The 15,836-nt window shown below is 68.6% G+C and carries 16 protein-coding genes and 4 pseudogenes; 10 read left to right on the top strand and 10 right to left on the bottom strand.

Annotated features, from left to right (window positions below; translation table 11 throughout):
• Positions 1-174: 174 nt before the first annotated feature.
• Entirely contained in the window at positions 175-1,059 is an 885-nt protein-coding gene (locus tag IE124_RS12390; protein ID WP_189507755.1) for a hypothetical protein, read from the top strand.
• 149 nt (positions 1,060-1,208) lie between these two features.
• Here IE124_RS12390 and mgrA read toward each other — a convergent pair whose 3' ends face one another.
• Positions 1,209-2,201: an L-glyceraldehyde 3-phosphate reductase gene (gene mgrA, locus IE124_RS12395; protein WP_229832397.1), complete on the bottom strand. Its 993-nt coding sequence runs from the start codon at positions 2,199-2,201 to the stop codon at positions 1,209-1,211.
• Between the two features lie 139 nt (positions 2,202-2,340).
• On the opposite strand from mgrA, the gene IE124_RS12400 reads away from it, so the two are divergent.
• Positions 2,341-3,225 (top strand): LysR family transcriptional regulator, encoded by an 885-nt coding sequence (locus IE124_RS12400; protein ID WP_189507757.1) that lies wholly within the window; start codon positions 2,341-2,343, stop codon positions 3,223-3,225.
• Between the two features lie 57 nt (positions 3,226-3,282).
• Positions 3,283-3,441 (top strand): annotated as a pseudogene (locus IE124_RS34790) (type II toxin-antitoxin system PemK/MazF family toxin); the annotation flags it as partial.
• A 105-nt stretch (positions 3,442-3,546) separates the two neighbouring features.
• Here IE124_RS34790 and IE124_RS12405 read toward each other — a convergent pair.
• Positions 3,547-3,963 (bottom strand): hypothetical protein, encoded by a 417-nt coding sequence (locus tag IE124_RS12405; RefSeq protein WP_189507758.1) that lies wholly within the window; start codon positions 3,961-3,963, stop codon positions 3,547-3,549.
• Positions 3,964-4,529: 566 nt separating this feature from the next.
• On the opposite strand from IE124_RS12405, the gene IE124_RS36060 reads away from it, so the two are divergent.
• The gene (locus tag IE124_RS36060; protein ID WP_440862307.1) at positions 4,530-4,754 is read left to right on the top strand and encodes a GFA family protein; all 225 of its coding nucleotides are present in this window, start codon (positions 4,530-4,532) and stop codon (positions 4,752-4,754) included.
• Positions 4,755-5,109: 355 nt separating this feature from the next.
• Here the strand turns inward: IE124_RS36060 and IE124_RS12410 are convergent, their stop codons facing one another.
• The 4 genes and pseudogenes from IE124_RS12410 to IE124_RS12420 form a co-directional block, all read right to left on the bottom strand.
• On the bottom strand, positions 5,110-5,547 hold the full coding sequence (locus IE124_RS12410; RefSeq protein WP_189507759.1) for a DUF8189 domain-containing protein: 438 nt from the start codon (positions 5,545-5,547) through the stop codon (positions 5,110-5,112).
• Between the two features lie 1,245 nt (positions 5,548-6,792).
• Positions 6,793-7,137: a hypothetical protein gene (locus IE124_RS12415; protein WP_189507760.1), complete on the bottom strand. Its 345-nt coding sequence runs from the start codon at positions 7,135-7,137 to the stop codon at positions 6,793-6,795.
• Positions 7,138-7,523: 386 nt separating this feature from the next.
• Positions 7,524-7,684 (bottom strand): annotated as a pseudogene (locus IE124_RS34795) (IS5/IS1182 family transposase); the annotation flags it as partial.
• A gap of 76 nt (positions 7,685-7,760) precedes the next feature.
• The gene (locus tag IE124_RS12420) at positions 7,761-7,964 is read right to left on the bottom strand and encodes a cold-shock protein (RefSeq protein WP_010982331.1); all 204 of its coding nucleotides are present in this window, start codon (positions 7,962-7,964) and stop codon (positions 7,761-7,763) included.
• A gap of 98 nt (positions 7,965-8,062) precedes the next feature.
• Between IE124_RS12420 and IE124_RS12425 the strand changes: the two genes are divergently transcribed.
• Positions 8,063-8,233: a hypothetical protein gene (locus IE124_RS12425; RefSeq protein ID WP_189507761.1), complete on the top strand. Its 171-nt coding sequence runs from the start codon at positions 8,063-8,065 to the stop codon at positions 8,231-8,233.
• On the opposite strand, the gene IE124_RS12430 is transcribed toward IE124_RS12425, so the two are convergent.
• Positions 8,230-9,140 (bottom strand): IS5 family transposase gene (locus IE124_RS12430; RefSeq protein WP_189507762.1). Its coding sequence is split into 2 segments (ribosomal slippage): positions 8,230-8,792 and positions 8,792-9,140, totalling 912 coding nucleotides; the frame shifts between segments, so codons are not numbered across the junction. The two genes, IE124_RS12425 and IE124_RS12430, sit on opposite strands and share 4 nt — an antisense overlap.
• 281 nt (positions 9,141-9,421) lie before the next feature.
• Positions 9,422-9,514, bottom strand: a pseudogene (locus IE124_RS12435) (IS5/IS1182 family transposase); the annotation flags it as partial.
• Positions 9,515-9,807: 293 nt separating this feature from the next.
• Between IE124_RS12435 and IE124_RS12440 the strand changes: the two are divergent.
• On the top strand, positions 9,808-10,170 hold the full coding sequence (locus tag IE124_RS12440) for a Kelch repeat-containing protein (protein WP_268246720.1): 363 nt from the start codon (positions 9,808-9,810) through the stop codon (positions 10,168-10,170).
• A gap of 112 nt (positions 10,171-10,282) precedes the next feature.
• On the opposite strand, the gene IE124_RS12445 is transcribed toward IE124_RS12440, so the two are convergent.
• Positions 10,283-10,894 carry a YdeI/OmpD-associated family protein gene (locus tag IE124_RS12445; RefSeq protein WP_189507764.1) on the bottom strand — a complete coding sequence of 204 codons (612 nt, stop codon included), beginning with the start codon at positions 10,892-10,894 and terminating at the stop codon, positions 10,283-10,285.
• Positions 10,895-11,586: 692 nt separating this feature from the next.
• Between IE124_RS12445 and IE124_RS12450 the strand changes: the two genes are divergently transcribed.
• Positions 11,587-11,850 (top strand): hypothetical protein, encoded by a 264-nt coding sequence (locus IE124_RS12450; protein ID WP_189507765.1) that lies wholly within the window; start codon positions 11,587-11,589, stop codon positions 11,848-11,850.
• 204 nt (positions 11,851-12,054) lie between these two features.
• Positions 12,055-12,379: pseudogene (locus IE124_RS12455) on the top strand (IS5/IS1182 family transposase); the annotation flags it as partial.
• A 14-nt stretch (positions 12,380-12,393) separates the two neighbouring features.
• Here IE124_RS12455 and IE124_RS12460 read toward each other — a convergent pair.
• A complete protein-coding gene (locus IE124_RS12460) occupies positions 12,394-12,693 on the bottom strand; it encodes a DUF6506 family protein (protein WP_189507766.1) in 300 nt (99 codons plus the stop codon).
• A 276-nt stretch (positions 12,694-12,969) separates the two neighbouring features.
• Between IE124_RS12460 and IE124_RS12465 the strand changes: the two genes are divergently transcribed.
• Together IE124_RS12465 and gad are read left to right on the top strand one after the other, a co-directional pair.
• The gene (locus IE124_RS12465) at positions 12,970-13,359 is read left to right on the top strand and encodes a hypothetical protein (protein ID WP_189507767.1); all 390 of its coding nucleotides are present in this window, start codon (positions 12,970-12,972) and stop codon (positions 13,357-13,359) included.
• Between the two features lie 987 nt (positions 13,360-14,346).
• Entirely contained in the window at positions 14,347-15,711 is a 1,365-nt protein-coding gene (gene gad / locus IE124_RS12470) for a glutamate decarboxylase (protein ID WP_189507768.1), read from the top strand.
• The last annotated feature ends 125 nt before the right edge of the window (positions 15,712-15,836 follow it).

A 15,836-nucleotide genomic window follows, 5' to 3' on the forward strand; every position in this document is an offset into this window, starting at 1 on the left:
GACCTTCCGCCGCCGAGCCCCCGTCACCTTCCGAGGCATCCGTCTCACCCCTTCGGGAACCACGGCGAGGGCGTACGGGTCTGGTACTGGCAGAGGGGGGGCGATCGCTCAACTGTGCGGTCGACGGTCGGCCCCCGGTACGGCCGGGGGACCACACCGAGACGGGGGCGACAGGTGGACTGGTGGCTGACCGACAGTGAGGGGATCGTGGCCTCCTGGCTGCTGATCTTCGCGCTGTGCAACGGACTGCGCGGGATGTACTGCTGGTTCCGTGACCAGGACCAGCGGCGCGTGGTCGAGCGCCTCCTCGCCTTCAAGCCCCATCCCGTACAGGCGTCGTTCCTGCTCGGCGGAATGAGCGAGGCCGCCGAGACCGCGGTCTGCATGCTCGTCGACGACGGCGCCGTGAAGGTCTCCTCCACGGGCGAGCTCCGCCCCACCCACCGAGGGAGGAAGCAGACGGACCACGCCCTCCGCGCCCTGGCGGAAGCGATCCGCGCCACGCCGTCGGGGACGACCACGCCACTGCACGAGATCCCCACCGAAGCCCGCTTCGCCCCGTTCCGACAACTCGTCGAACACCGGTCACCCGCAGTGCACTTGACCGCCTCGGGCAAGAGCCAGTCACTCATGCTCGCTACCTCGCTGCTGACCACGTTCGGCATGGGCGTCCACGCCGGCGGAGCCATGGCCCCCACGGCGTTCTTCCCCGAAGCCCACCGCATGTCCTGGCTCTACGTGTGCATGGCCGCCTGGCTGGTTCAATGGGCTCCGGCATGCCTCTGGCCGTCCGAGAAACGACGCCGCTGGAAGGCCCTCGACACCGTCTGCCGGGACAAGACCGAGATCGCCCGCGCGGCCCTCCCCGCCTCGACCCGCCAGGCGATCGCCCGCACCAAGGAACGCCCGAAGCCACCACCCCCGCCCCCACAGCCCACTCGCCACCACACCCGCAGCAACAGCGGTGACCCGGGCGGCGCCGGTATCGACGTCGACTCGTACAGCAGCGACAGCAGCGACAGCAGCTGCGGTGGTTGTGGGGGGTGCGGGGGAGAGTGAATCCACCGGACCCCGCGGCCCGTAGCGGACCTGATGGCGCGGCTGGGCACTCGCGGCTCTCCTTGCGTTCGTGCTCCGCCAGGTTCGGACCGGTGGTCACGGGCACAGGGGATCGACGCCGGTCGGTATTGAGGGGTGGCGCTCGCGGCTCAGGGGCGGGTCAGCGCGTCGACGAGGGTGAGTTCCTCGGTGTCGAAGTCGAGGTTGCGCAGGGCGGCGACACTGTCCTCGAGCTGTCGTGCGCTGCTTGCGCCCACCAGGGCGGAGGTCACGCGGCCGCCGCGCAGCACCCAGGCCAGGGCGAGCTGGGCCAGGGTCTGGCCACGGGACGCGGCGATGTCGTTCAGGGCGCGCAACCGGGTTACCAGGTCCGCGGTGACGGCGTCGCGGTTCAGGAAGGGGCTGTCGCTCGCGGCCCGGGAGTCCTCGGGGATGCCGTCCAGGTAGCGTCCGGTGAGCAGGCCCTGTTCCAGCGGGGAGTACGCGATGCAACCGACCCGCAGGTCGTCGAGGGCGTCGAGCAGGCCTTCGTCCTCCGGGCGCCGGTCGAGCATGGAGTAGCGGGGCTGGTGGATGGTGAGGGGTGTGCCGAGCTCGCCGAGGATGCGGGCTGCCTCACGGGTCTGCTCGGCCGAGTAGTTGGAGACGCCGACGTAGAGCGCCTTGCCCTGCTGGACCGCGGAGTGCAGGGCGCCCATGGTCTCCTCAAGGGGCGTGTCCGGGTCGAAGCGGTGCGAGTAGAAGACGTCGACGTAGTCGAGGCCGAGCCGGCCCAGGCTCTGATCGAGCGACGACAGCAGGGACTTCCGGGAGCCCCACTCGCCGTACGGCCCGGGCCACATCAGATACCCGGCCTTGGTGGACACGACCAGCTCGTCGCGGTAGGGCGCGAAGTCCGTCCGCAGGAACTCGCCGAGGGCGGACTCGGCCGCACCGGGCGGCGGACCGTAGTTGTTCGCCAGGTCGAAGTGGGTGATCCCGAGGTCGAAGGCACGGCGCAGGATGGCGCGCTGGGCCTGGGCGGGACGGTCCGGGCCGAAGTTGTGCCAGAGCCCCAGGGAGAGGGCGGGGAGCTTCAGGCCGCTGCGCCCGGAGCGCCGGTAGGGCATGTCGTCGTAGCGGGCGGGATGTGCGGTGTACAACGCGACTCCATGGCGTGGGACCGGCGCACAGCGATCGCTGCGTGCCGGGGGTTGTCGTGGCGTGACCAATCTCCCCCGACCTCTGGGCATGAATCCAACAGGAGAATCCGATGAGATTCAGCGCATAGACTTCTGAGTCATGGAACTGCGGCATCTCCAGCACTTCGTCGCCGTCGCCGAGGACCGGCACTTCACACGGGCCGCGGAGCGGCTGATGGTCTCCCAGTCCGGTCTCTCGGCATCGATCCGCGCCCTGGAGCGGGACCTGAAGGCGCCGCTGTTCGTACGGAGCACCCGCCGGGTGACGCTGACGGAGGCCGGGAGGGCGCTGCTGGTCGAGGCGGAGCGCATCCTGGCACAGGTACGTGCCGCGCACGAGGCGGTAGCGGCCGTGCAGGGCGTGGTGCGCGGCACGCTCTCCCTCGGGGCCGAGCAGTGCGTCGCCGGAGTGCACGTCGCGGGGCTGCTGGCCGCGTTCAGGCAGCGGCACCCGGAAGTGGAGATACGGCTCCGGCAGGAAGGTGGGCTCGCCCTGGCCGAGGACGTCGCCGCGGGTCGCCTCGACCTGGCCTTCGCCTACCGCACCCGCGCGGATGCCGACCAGCTGCGGTCGGTGCCGCTGGCCACCGAGCCGATGACCCTGCTGTGCCACCCCGAGCACCCGCTCGCCGCGGCCGGCCCGGACCTCACCCTCCGAGACCTCGCCGAGGAGGTCTTCGTCGACTTCCACCCCGGCTGGGGACCGCGCCGGGCCACGGACGAGGCCTTCGCCTCCGCGTGCGTACCGCGGACCGTGAGCCTGGAGGTGAACGACGTGCACAGCCTCCTGGACCTGGTCGAGGAGGGCCTCGGTGTCGCTGCCGTACCACGGCACTTCCGGCACAAGCGTGACTCCCTGCACGCCACCCCTCTCGCCGACACCGGCAAGGCGGTCTACGAGACGGTGGCCCTGCTGCCACCGCCGCATGCCACCAGCCCGGCAGCCCGCGCGCTGATGAAACTGCTGGAGAGCGGCAGACGGTGACGGCCCCATAGCCGGACACCGCCGAGGTCGCGCCCGCCCCAACCCCATGCACGTGGCTGGCTGACCACCGTGTCCCGGGATGTCCTGATAGAGCGGGAGGCCGTCCTGTCCTCCAGGAAGCTCAGCGAGATCGACGATGCCCTCCGCCTCGCTGAACAAGCACAGGAGCGGACCCTGTCAACGACCGCGAAGCTCAGCGAGATAGGGGACGCCCTAGCCCAGTGCCTACGCGCACTCCTGTGCGATGCCGCCGATGCCCGGGGCGCGCACCCGGCCGGCGCCGCTGCCTGCGACGGCCAAGCCCTGGCCGAGCGGTGCGCGTCAGGCGGTGGCAATGCTGGTGAGCGCGCGTTGAAGCCGGCGGACCGCGTCTTCCGCCTCTGCGTACTCCAGGGGAGTCGGCTGTACAGCGCCGAAGGTGGCACCCTCCTCGGCGGGCAGGGCGCGCCAGTGCAGGACTGGAGTGAAGGCGGTGGCAGCCGCGCCGAGGAACCAGGCCAAGCGTCCGTGGACGTGGGCGAGGGCGATGGCCACGGTGGCGAGTGCTTCCCGTAGATGTTCCAGCCTGTCGACCGTGGTCAAGGTCTGCTGGGACGGGGAGGGGCCGACCGCGGCGTGCAGGTCGGCGGCGGCCTTCGCGGCGGCGGTGCGTTCGGCGGGGGACAGGATCCACACCTGGTCCGCGACCAGGCGTTCGGCTTCCTCTGCCAGGTCCTCGATGACCGACTGCATGTCCATGGCCCGTCATTCTATGGCTCTTCGTGATCGTCGTGTGGTGGTCTCGGCTGTGAGCGGAGACCACGACCCCACGAATCAGGGCCCGTCACCGGTTTGGTGGCGCGCCCTGGTTCGTCAGGAGCCGAACGTTCGGCGCCCGGCCAAGTTCGTTGAGGCGCGGTCTTTGCGCAGTCTCAGGAGACCTCCACAGTGCACTGCTTGGCACCCAGCTTTTCCCACATTTCCTGGGGACCATGTGGGAGAGTCGAGCTTGGTGGGACCGTTGACCGCCGGGCCGTCGTAGTACGGCAGCCACTCGCCTCCGGACAGCCTTGCAGTCGGCAGCGATGGTCGGGGCCTCGGTGGCTTCGGTGCGGAGGACCTCGTTGCGGGTGTTGCAGCCGTCGGAGGTATCCAGGCCAGAGAACCCCAGACGCCGGAGCGAACCAGTACTGGGCACCCGTGCGGCGGCGGACAGCGAATGCCCCACGGCGGCGGTTGTCAGGCATCCGCTGGTCCGGACGTTCGTTAACCAGAGCATGAACAACACGACGGGCGGCCTCGCCGCTCCCCAAGACGGTGCAGACATGTTCGTCGACGAGTCCCTGCGCGGTCCCAACCCCGCCGAGGACGCTCAGGGAGCCGAAACAGCCGGGGAACGTACTGGGGGCTGCCTGTGCGGCCGTATCCGTTTCACCACCCGAGGCCGGGCCGTATTCCCTCACACGTGTGCATGCCCTCACTGTCAGAAGCTCGGCGGCACCCCAGTGATGTGGTGGGTGGGATTCGAGACGGGTTACCTGGACTGGTGAAGGTGGCGAGCCGACCTGGTACGAGACCTTCGAAGGCGAGGCGAAACGCGGCTTCTGCCCAGTCTGCGGCAGCCGCCTCGCGGCGATCGACAGCGACATCCCGGAAATTGGCATCAACGTCACCGCCCTCGACGACACCAGCTGTCCAGACCTCGCTCCGATCCATGCGTCATTCAGGGACAACGCCGTGCGCTGGCTGTTCTCGGTGCCGAAGGTCGAGCACGGCACGGCCGGCTGAACGCCCGTCCAGCAGGTGGCGAAGGGTACGGCCACGCGTGCAGGGGACGACCGCAACGTCACCTGTCTCGCCGTGTCTCTCGGGCGGCGGGACAGCCCGCCCACCCACCTGCGGCGGTCACGGGCAGCCCGGACCGTTCGGGTTGACGTTGCAGCTCACCTGCCAGTTGTTCCAGGAGCCGTTGGTGTAGCGCACTCGGAACCAGTAGTTGTCGTCGCTGCCGATGGCCGCGATGGTGAAGTTGTAGGGGTTGTCCTGCAGATGGCTGATTTCGACCCTGCTCTTCACCCACCCGCCCATGGATACCCACCCGTTCCAGGAACCGTCGGTGTAGGTCCAGTTCGTCCACACCGCATGATCGGCGCCGACGACGAACTCTTCCTTCGTCCCGTCGGGGAACGTCGTCGTCGAGATGCCGTACTCGCAGAAGAACTTCTGGCTCTTGTTCGTGCAGTAGGTCGCCGCCTGCGCCGGCGCCGCCGCGACACCAACCCCGGCGAAGGCGGCCAGGGCCGCAACTGCCGCGAGTCCACTCCTGAATCTGCGCATGTCCATGTTCCTTTGCATAGTGGCGTGGTCGTGCCGGCAAGAGGGTGAGCCAACGCCTTGGCGCACCCGGCATGTCGATATCCTCGGCCTCTGCTCTAACGCCACGCTGTCGATTCGCTTGCGTCCGCGCAGGACGAGTTCGGCACCGCCTACTTCAACGCGGGCGGCAGCCGATGGAGTGACTGCCGGGCGACCTGTCAGCACGGGGTAGCCGAGGTCGCGCAGCCGGTCGATATCGCGGCGTACGGTGCGCGGAGTCCGCGGCCCATCGGGTCAGGTGTCGCACCCCTACCCGATGCCCGACCGTCCGCGTACCGCCCCAGAACGCCCGGCTCCGCGACCAGCGGGGCCGCGGTGATACGCACCTGCAGCAGCAGTGTGACGCCGGACCGCCGATGCCACACCCCCCGTCCGTCCCGGGCCCGGCCGGGACGAGGCGGGCGGGCCCAGGCGAGCCGGCCCGCCCTCGCTCAGACGCGCTCCTGCCCGCCGGCGGTCCCGGCGTCATCCTCCACACCGCATGCCGGATCACGGACTCTCAATCGGTAGACGTCGTGGCGGGCTCCCCAGACCAGCCTACGGAGGAGCGCGGAGAACCATCCGAGACGAGCAACCCTCAGTCGAATCGAGTAAATTCGCAGGTGGGGGAAGCTCAGGAGTCTCGAGAATGCGCGGCCGCGCCCTTTCTTCGCTCCTTCCTTCATTCGGCTGACGGCCGTGGCGCGAGTGCGGGATATACATCCCTCAGTGAGAAGAGCGTTCCGCTGCCGTCGGGTGGGACGAGCCAGGAAAGCCCGGCCACTTTCCGGCCAGGGTCGGGCACGGCCAGCCAGGTCCCGGTCGTCAGGTACCGAGCGGCCCGCTCCAGCCTCGTTGCGGGGCTGCCTGGAGTCATCAGGAGTACGAGTTCCTGACGCCTGCTGTTGCGAAGCACTGGGCCGGCCGTGGGGTGCCCGCAGCGGGAGTAGGCGTTCAGCAGGCTGTGTCCCAGCATCTCCGGGACTGCTAGCGCGTCCCACAATCGCCCCGCCGGCAAAAGTGCCACACCTCGTTCGCTGAGCCTCCACTCACGCAGACACGCGGTGGGGTCGTCACATGCAGAGGCCAGCCACCGAGCCGACCACAAAGAGGGATTCATCTGCTACCTCGTTCCCGGGATCAGTCGACGAAGTGGTCGACTATCCCGTGCCAAGAGCGGCCTGGGCAGGGAGGCGAAGTGTGGCGGATTCACCGGCCGATTCTTGTGATGTGTCAGAGGTTGTCAGACCTGCTGAGCCAGCGCCTGAGCGCGATGTGGGTCGTGTCGTCGAGCGTGCACAGGGCCTCGATGGCGTCGAGGTCGCCCGGCAGGGGCGCGATACCTGACGCGGTGAGAGCGGCGTGCAGCTCCAGTCTGCGGCGATCGGCCGGCTCCAGACGAAGGGGCAGGCGGTTCGAGGGCTCGGGCGCCGGCGGCGGGTAGTCGCCGAACTCCATGGTGCCGCAGGCCGTCGATGTCTCCTCGTGTCGGTCGTCGATGTACATGGCAGGGAAGCGGTACGGGTCGAGATCCAACAGCGAGGTCGGAGCCGTGTCGAAGGCCTGGAATCCAGTCATGAGTGCCTCCTCAGTCGTCGTGCAGCTGCCAAGGACGACGGCTCGGAGACCGAGGACAGTTGCCACGCAAGGGGATATCCACCCAGATGTCCCCTACGTCATCTCGTCACAAAAGAAATGACCTGACGGATGCGGCCGACAACAGACTGGCCACTTCCCCGGCACGCTCGACGGGGGATACGGGATGCCGATGACCCGCCGTGCGGCGAGGAATCCGACACTTGGCGGGGCATCTGCCATGCCCAGAGCTCACATGTGGCCGTGTTCGGGCGCCGGCTGACCGGACCCATCGCGGCGACGGCCGGCCTGCCCGTCAGGTGCGGTGACACGTACTCCGTGACGATTTGACCCCGCGGGAGGGGCGGGCCGGTCCGGGCACACCCGCCGTCGTTGCGGATTCCGCCAGTCAGCGACACGGCGAGCGGGATGCCTTGTCCGTCGACGGGGATGTGGCGCTTGTTGCCCGGACGTGCGCGGTCGACCGGGCTGGGACCGCTTTTGGGCCCTGCCGAACCGCCCGGACATGGCTGGAGTCGAACACCGCCCGCCACCGGTGGTCAGGTGCCGGACGCACGGCACCCGCCCAGCGGGCATCGCAGGGCGGGCGCCGTGGACGTGCGGGCTCAGGCGGGGGTGATGTTCTCCGCCTGGGGGCCCTTCTGGCCCTGGGTGACGTCGAAGTTCACCTTCTGGCCTTCCTGGAGCTCACGGAAACCGGAGCTGGCGATGTTGGAGTAGTGGGCGAAGACGTCAGGGCCGCCGCCGTCCTGCTCGATGAAGCCGAAGCCCTTTTCCGAGTTGAACCACTTGACGGTTCCGCTGGCCATTGTGCCCTCCAAGGGGACTAGTAGTCGGTTCCCGCACCGCGCGGGAACCGGAGGTGATCGCCCTGGTCCTCAGAGACTGTGAACAGCAAAAATCGCCCGTGAGTGTGCGCACGGGCGACCGGTACTTCGGAACCACGACAGCTACCCCTGACGCTACACCAGCAGCCGCGCCCTCACCGGCCGGAACGCTCGGTGAGCGAGGACTCAAGTACATCCTCGCCCACTACAGCGTCAACGCCTGGCGCACGCTCGCCCCCGAAGTCCACTAGGACTTGTCTGACAAAGGATCTTGGGCGGGTTCGCGGAGCCAGAGGATGAGTGCGGCAAGGTGGACTCCCGCCTTGTAGCGAACGGCGAGTTTGTCGAAGCGGGTCGCGATCGCGCGGAACTGCTTCAGGCGGCCGAAGCAGCGTTCGACCACGTTGCGGGCCTTGTAGAGCTCGCGGTCGAAGGCCGGGGGTCTGCCGCCGGCCTGTCCGCGCCGCAGGCGGTTGGCCTTCTGGTCCGCCCGCTCAGGGATCACCGCTCGGATGCCTCGCCTGCGCAGGGTCTGGCGGATCGCCCGGGACGAGTACGCCTTGTCCGCGATGACCGCGTCGGGCTTGCGGCGGGGTCGTCCGGCGCCGCTCCTGGGCACCCTCAAAGTGCCCAGGACGGCGTCGAAGACGGTCGAGTCGTTGACGTTGCCGGGCGTGACGACGACGGCCAGGGGCAGGCCCCGGCCGTCGCAGGCGAGGTGGACTTTGGTGGTCAGCCCGCCGCGGGAACGGCCCAGCGCCTGGCCAGCCGCCTCACGTGCCGGATCTTCCAGTTCGTCCCCCGCCGCCGCCCCTTTTTGCGGGCGCCGGCGGCATGCTGGTGAGCCCGGCTGATCGTGGAGTCGACCGACACAGTCCACTCCACGGCTCCGACGGAGTCGTCGCGGATCTGCACCTGCTCGAGCAAATGGGACCAGGTGCCGTCGGCTTCCCAGCGGGCGAACCGCTCGTAGGCCGTCTGCCACGGCCCGTAGCGTTCCGGCAGGTCACGCCACGGGGCACCAGTCCGCAACCGCCACAACACCCCGTTGATCACCTGCCGGTGATCCCGCCACGGCCGCCCACGGCCATCAACACCAGGCAACAGGGGCGCTATCCGCTCCCATGCCACATCCGTCAGCTCACCACGACCCACCACAAGATCAATTATCAGACAGCGCCTAGGGGGTGTCGTCACATTCCCGTCTGCCCCGCGGCGTCTGGTGCGTGCTCTCGCCGCACCGGGCGAAAGCCCACGTACGTCCAGTACGTGGGCTTCCACCCGGCACGCCGAGAGCACGCACCAGACGCCGCGGGGCCGCCCTTCGGGCGACGACGGGAATGTGACGACACCCCCTAGGCACCGAGGCCGCGCCCAGGTCGTCATCGGCGGCGCCGCCCACGAGACACAGATGCTGCTTTCACCAACGCTGAAGCCCGGCGGCGGTGCGGGATGACGAGTCCGGTGCCCGGGCAGCCGCCGTCGGCGATCGTGGTGGCCTCGCCGACGGCGGCCTTGGCGTCGGATTCTTCACCGCCTGGTGTGCTGGGTCAGCGGCGGATGCCTGCGTATGTCGAGGGGGAGATCCCGCCCTCCGCGCCCCCGTTCGACAGGCCGGGCAACAACCTGGTGGAGACCTGCTCCCCTGCACCCGTGGGGATGCTCCCGGCTACTTCTGCAGGGTGGCCCTTCTGTGACGTTCGTCGGGTAGCCGGGTGACCGCAGTCGCGGATCTCGGAAGTCGCAGCGGCAGGTGCGCAGCCGGCGGACGCGGCCGTCGGGGCGGCGGTGCCACGAGGCCGCATGTCGTGGCATTGCAGTGACCATGCCACATACGCCTGTATCGGGCCATTCCCACGATCAGGGGATATCACCCGTACTGAATCGCCCGTGCGGCCGATCTCAGCACCGCGCCCTCCCGCTGCTCTCGGGCGAGGTCCTGGTGATCGGTGGGAGCACGGAGCCCCTGCACGACGGGGGCCTGAGCAGCGCCGTACGCTACGACCCCCTGTCGCGAAGCTGGTCACCCGAGGCCGGAATGAAGGTGGGCCGTGCGGAGTTCGCCGCGGTCGTCCTGACCGACGGCCGAGCCCTCGTGACGGCCGGCACGACCCGCACGGGCCCGTCCACACCGTCAGGGGGCTATCACCACCTGACGGGTACGACCGAGCTGTTCACACCACACTGACCCAGTGGCCCCACCCCGTCGGCAGGGCTCGTGTAAGGACGGCGGTCTGCCGTTCCAGGGCGACGCCCGCTCGTCCGGATCTCCTGACCAGCCCGCCTTTGTCGCGCCCCGGTCACGATGTCGGCGCGTCCGTCGGCTTGGCCCGCTGTGGGTGGACCGTCTCGTGCCGGGCCAGCATCGCCACGCACTCGGCGATCTTCCGGGTGCGGGTCTCGGCCCGCTTGACGGCATTGACCCGGCTGATGAGGGCGAAGCGGTTGGTCTTGGTGAGCACTTCGAACATCGCCTGCGCCGCTGGGTCGGCGGCGATCGCCGCTCGCAGGTCAGCCGGCACCTCCGCTTCCGATGACGGCGCATAGGCGTCCGTCCACCGCCCGTCAGCCTTCGCGGCGTCCACCGCGGCGCGGCCGGCGGGCAGCATCAGGCCGGCTGCCTCCAACCGGGCCACGTTGGCGACGTTGCGCTGGGACCAGACGCTGCGGGGCCGACGCGGGGTGAACCGCCTCCAGGAACTCTCCTCGTCACGCTTGCGGGCCTGCCCGTCGATCCAGCCGAAGCACAGTGCCTCGTCGACCGCCTGCTGCCAGGTAAGCGTGGTAACGGAGCCGCCCTTTCTTGTCAGGGCGAGCCACACGCCAGGAGAGGTGTCGTGGTTGTCCATCAGCCACGCGCGCAGCGCCGCGCCGTCAGCAACGATCAACTCATTCAGCTCGGTTCCGGTCACCCTTGCAGGTTAGTGCCGCAACCAGCTGGTGCGACCTGTCTCGCGTCGCTACGACCAGGACCCCACCCCTGTACCCGGGCCGAAGCCCGCCGCACCGCCCTCGAAGAACATCCCAAGGAGACAGAACACCCTGGTCACGGGGCAAGGAGTCAGCAAGGCTCAGAGGACTGTCGCACAGCCGCGGCAGCTTCCCGGAGAGGCCCTGGGACCGGTGCAGGTGGCCGGACTGGGGCACCAGGTCACCAGGGCCGTCGTTGGCCGGGTGGTGTGTCGTTGCCCAGCCGGTACCCCACGGTCAGGGTCACGTCTGTGGGGCGTGGGGTTGTCGGCCGCGATCCGGTCGTCCAGCCGGATGACAGCGGATCCCGTCAACGAAGGTCCCGAGCATCAGTACGATCCGGCCGGGCCGGTGACCCGCCTCCACGCGCCGGTGCGCCTCCGCCTGCTCCAGCGGAATCACGTCGGCCACCCGGGTCGCGAGAGCGACCGCGCCCCACGGCCTGGTCCGCGTGGCTACTTGAAAGGGCTGCGAGGCGGTCAGGACGGTGAAGACGTTGATCGGCGTAACCGCCGGGCGCCTGCTGTCGACGTCGGTGGCCGAGTAACTGACCCCAGTAGTCACGGTCCGGCAGCTCCCTGAGCGCGGCCACCAGCGGCGCACCCTGCTGTTTCTGCACCAGTTCATCGAGCAGATGGCCAAGCCGATTCGTGACGGCTACGACCAGATCGATCACGTGCCGACCCAGGTGGTCGCAGAGTTGCTCCTCAAGGTCTTCAACCCGGACAACCCCGCTCAGGGACTGATCTACACATCGTCGTTGAATGGCCAGCCCTGCGCGGTGTTCGATCTCGACAACAGCGGTTGCGTGGAGCAGGGAACGGGGCGGAATGCTCGGCCAGAGCCATGTCTGGGACTCGTCCCCGGATCCGTACGGGCGATCGAAGGCAACGGCTGAGCAGCACGGTGCTTGAGGCAGGAGCTGTCGCGGCCCGGGTCGAGTGCCCGCGGTCGGCTCCGCAGCCGCAGTGCGGGCAAGGGCCCCCGAGCTGACCACAGCTGTAGGCCGCCCTACTCCAGGATGCGTTGCCCCGATTGCCGGTTTCGGCGAAAGTGGTTCAGGCGGGACCAGGGGTGAGGTGAAACTGCAGCTCACGAAGTGCCCCGGGCCCTGCCCGATCATCTCGGCGGCGACAAGGCGTACTCACCCCGGCGGAACCGCCGCTACCTGCGCCGTCGCCAGATCAAACACACCGTCCCCGATCCGGAGGATCAGCGGGCCAACCGCCAGCGCCGCGGCAGCAAGGGCGGTCGGCCCACCGGTTCGACACGACAATCCACGAACGCAGGAACGAAGTGGAGCGAACGATCAACGCGCTCAAAGCCTTCCGGGCCGTCGCGACGAGATACGACGAAGGGCCTGCATCTTTCACGGCACCGTCACAGCCGTAGCCATCCGGCTCTGGCTCCGGTCCCTGTCGGAGTGAAGGAGTCGGCACCGTCAGGAGAAGATCGCGTGTACCTGATCGACCGCTTCGGGCCCATAGCCAACCGTGCCCACGGGGACCGCGCCGTCGATCGCCTCGATGACACGCCCGGCCCATACCGGCCCGAACCCCCCGCACAGTTCAATCAGTTGCACGCCCTCGCTCACCAGGCGGCGCGCGGCTTCGATGCCCTCCTCGGGCTTCTCCACCCCGACGAACACACTGCGGCACATACCGGTGTCCACGATGCTGATATCGCCACCGGCCGCGCTGCCGTCCGCCGTGTAGATGAACCCCCAGTGTGTGAGCGCCATACGTATCGACCTCCCGTGATCGTCAGAGTCACCAGCCAAGCAGAGTGAGAGCGGGAACGGCCTGAATCGGAGACGATCCGGGAGTGATCTGCGCCGCACTCCGGATGCCCGCGCCATCCGAGCACGGTTGGTGGTGGCACGGGTAGTGGTGTCGGCCCAGCTGGTGGTGGTGGCCAGGGCGGCGCGACCATACTCGCAACGGGGCAGTTGGAACGGGGGGAGTACATGCAATCCCAATCCGGTGAACACGGGCATGATGAAGCGGATGGCCGGGTGATGGCCGACGAAGTGCTGGACCGGTTGAAGGAGGACCCCGACGCACCCTCCCCGGTCGTGCGTCGGCTGCGTGAGGTGATCCTCGAAGAGCTGTCGCCCGAACACGTGGGCATCGTCGCCGCCTTCGAGCGTGAACCGCTCGCACCGGCCACCACCCATGCCCTCGCATCGATCCTGGCGGAGCGCATGGCGGCCGACCCGGAGTTCGCGACGCGGATCCGTGCCCTGCTCCTGGGCCGGCTCGGTAGCGGCACGGAGGACGAGCAGTGGGCGGAGCGGCACGGTGGCCGGCCCGTCTCGGCGATCTGGTTCGTGTTCGCCCTGGCCCTCGCTTTCCTGGTCATCTCGGCGATCGCGGCTTTCTCCGGCCCGCCCCCGGACATTCCCTAGAGGCCTGCCCGTTGAACTGGTGGGCCGCGTCCGCTGTGACCGGGGGATGCAGCTGCCGAAGCCGCTTCGCATTTACGATCCTCAGGGCGGCTGGCCGCCGGAGCGCGGGCCGGCGTTCCGCTTCGCCGAGCTCGAGAGCCGGCCCGAGCCCGCGATCACCACCCGCACCGCCACGACGAGCTACGGCAAGTCGACCGCGCAGTCATGGGACCGGGTCCATCCGCGGCTGACTCTTCGGACCGCCTGGCTCGACCGTGTGGTCGGCGCTGACCGGCTCTTCCACCGGACGTGCGCCTCGCCGGCACGCACGGGCTGCCGCCCTGGCACGCGAGGCCGGACAGCCGGTGTCGGGGCGCTCCTCACAGGGCGGGGCCTCTGCACGAGCGGATCACCAGAGGCCGAAGAATCGCGTCCACCACGTGGGCCGCGCGCGTAGCCGAGTGCGGTCAGGGCCTGCTCCACTGCGGCGAGGTCGGCGGAATCCAGCGCACCGACCTCTCGGGCTTCGTCGGTGCCGAGGAAGGCCCCGGGATCGTTGGCGCAGACCTCGGAGAGGGATTGAACTTGCTCACGCAGACCACGATCCGCGTCCCGCAACCAGCTCCCTGTCCGACGCGGTCAGCCGCACGATGCCGGGCTCGCCGAGCCTGGCGGGTGTTCATGACCGGCCACCACGGACCAGAGCGCCCAAAGCGCGTTGCGGGCGGCCCCGTCGGGCTCGCGCCACTCCTCGTCATCGCCATTCATCGGCGCGCCTGACGACTGGAGCTTCCTGTGAAGCCGTGCGTTCCGAAAGCTGGAGGACCGGCGTTTCTACGGCTTGTGGAGGCCGAATGTGGTGGAGGACCTTCTGCAGCCGCATCCGGCGGGCGTACGGGCTCCAAGCAGACCTCCGCGTCTGTCGAGTCGTTCATGCCCGGGTGCCCGGCAATTACCTGTCGGCGTGTCTCTAGCCGAGGTGGGAACTCGCGCTGTTTGAATCCGCCTATGACTAAGCGTGATGACGCGGTTCTGTTCGGCAATCGTTTTCTGACCGCGCCCGCCCCCTCCGAGAGATTTCCCGACGAAGGCATGGCCGCGACGGACGCGATGCGGCTCGTGGACGTGGATCTCGCCATGGAGGGCGATCCACAGCGCAATCTCGCTACGTTCGTCACTACGTGGATGGAGCCAGAGGCTCAGCGGTTGATCGCCGAGAACCTTCACCGCAACTTCATCGACCACGCGGAGTACCCCATCTCCGCCGAGATCGAGCGGCGTTGCGTGCGCATGCTCGCCGATCTCTTCCACGCGCCGGGCGGCACTGCCGGGTGCCGGACCCAGGGCTCGTCCGAGGCGATCATGCTCGGAGCGCTGTCGCTGAAGTGGAAGTGGCGTGAGCGCCGTCAGGCCGCCGGCCTGTCGACCGACAGGCCCAATCTGGTCTTCGGTGGCGATGTCCACGTGGTGTGGGAGAAGTTCTGCCGCTACTTCGACGTCGAGCCGCGGATCGTACCGCTCGAAGAGGGCAAGTACACGATCGGCCCGGAGGACGTGGAACCCCGACTCGATGAGAACACGATCGGTGTCGTTGCCGTCCTCGGCACCACGTTCACGGGCCACAAGGACGACGTCGTCGGCATCGACGCGCTCCTGCGGGATGTCCGCGAGAAGCGGGACCTTGACATCCCGATCCATGTCGACGGCGCCAGCGGCGCGTTCGTGTGGCCTTTCCTCTACCCAGACTCTGCATGGGACTTCCGGCTCGAGCAGGTCCGTTCGATCAATGTCTCCGGCCACAAGTACGGCCTGGTCTATCCCGGTATCGGCTGGCTGATCTTCCGCGAGGAGTCCGACCTGGCCAAGGACCTCGTGTTCTACGAGAACTACCTGGGCAAGACCGACGCCACGTTCACGCTGAACTTCTCCACCGGCGCGTCGATGGTGCTCGCGCAGTACTACAACTTCGTGCGGCTCGGACGTCAGGGCTACACGTACGTCATGAAGATGATGCAGGAGAACACCCGCGTGCTGGCGGACAACCTGCGGAGCAGCGGCCGTTTCGAAGTGATCGGCAGCGACCTCGAACAGCTGCCCCTCGTCGCGTTCCGCCTTGCGGAAAAGCGCTCCTACGACGAGTCCGACATCGCCTGGCAGCTCTCTGCCGAACGCGGGTGGATGGTGCCGGCGTACACGCTCCCGCCCAATGCGGAGCGGGTGAAGATCATGCGTGCCCTCGTCAAGGAAACCCTGAGCCGCGAACACATCGACCGCCTGAGTCAGGACATCATCGACGCCTGCCGAACCCTGGACGACAAGGGTGCGGCGCACGATGCAGAGCGAGCCCAGGTCAAGCGCGGCACCGGTTATTGATCCTTTCCGGGCCTCGCGTCCGTGCCGATGGCCGGACTTCAGCGGGTCGCGGAGGGCATCCTCCGCTGACTTCTGCTCCGGGCCCAGGATCATCTCCCTGTGTCCCACACGTCCAAATGCTCCTG

This window comes from Streptomyces narbonensis (assembly GCF_014649015.1).
In the GTDB taxonomy this organism is placed as follows: Bacteria; Actinomycetota; Actinomycetes; order Streptomycetales; family Streptomycetaceae; genus Streptomyces; species Streptomyces narbonensis.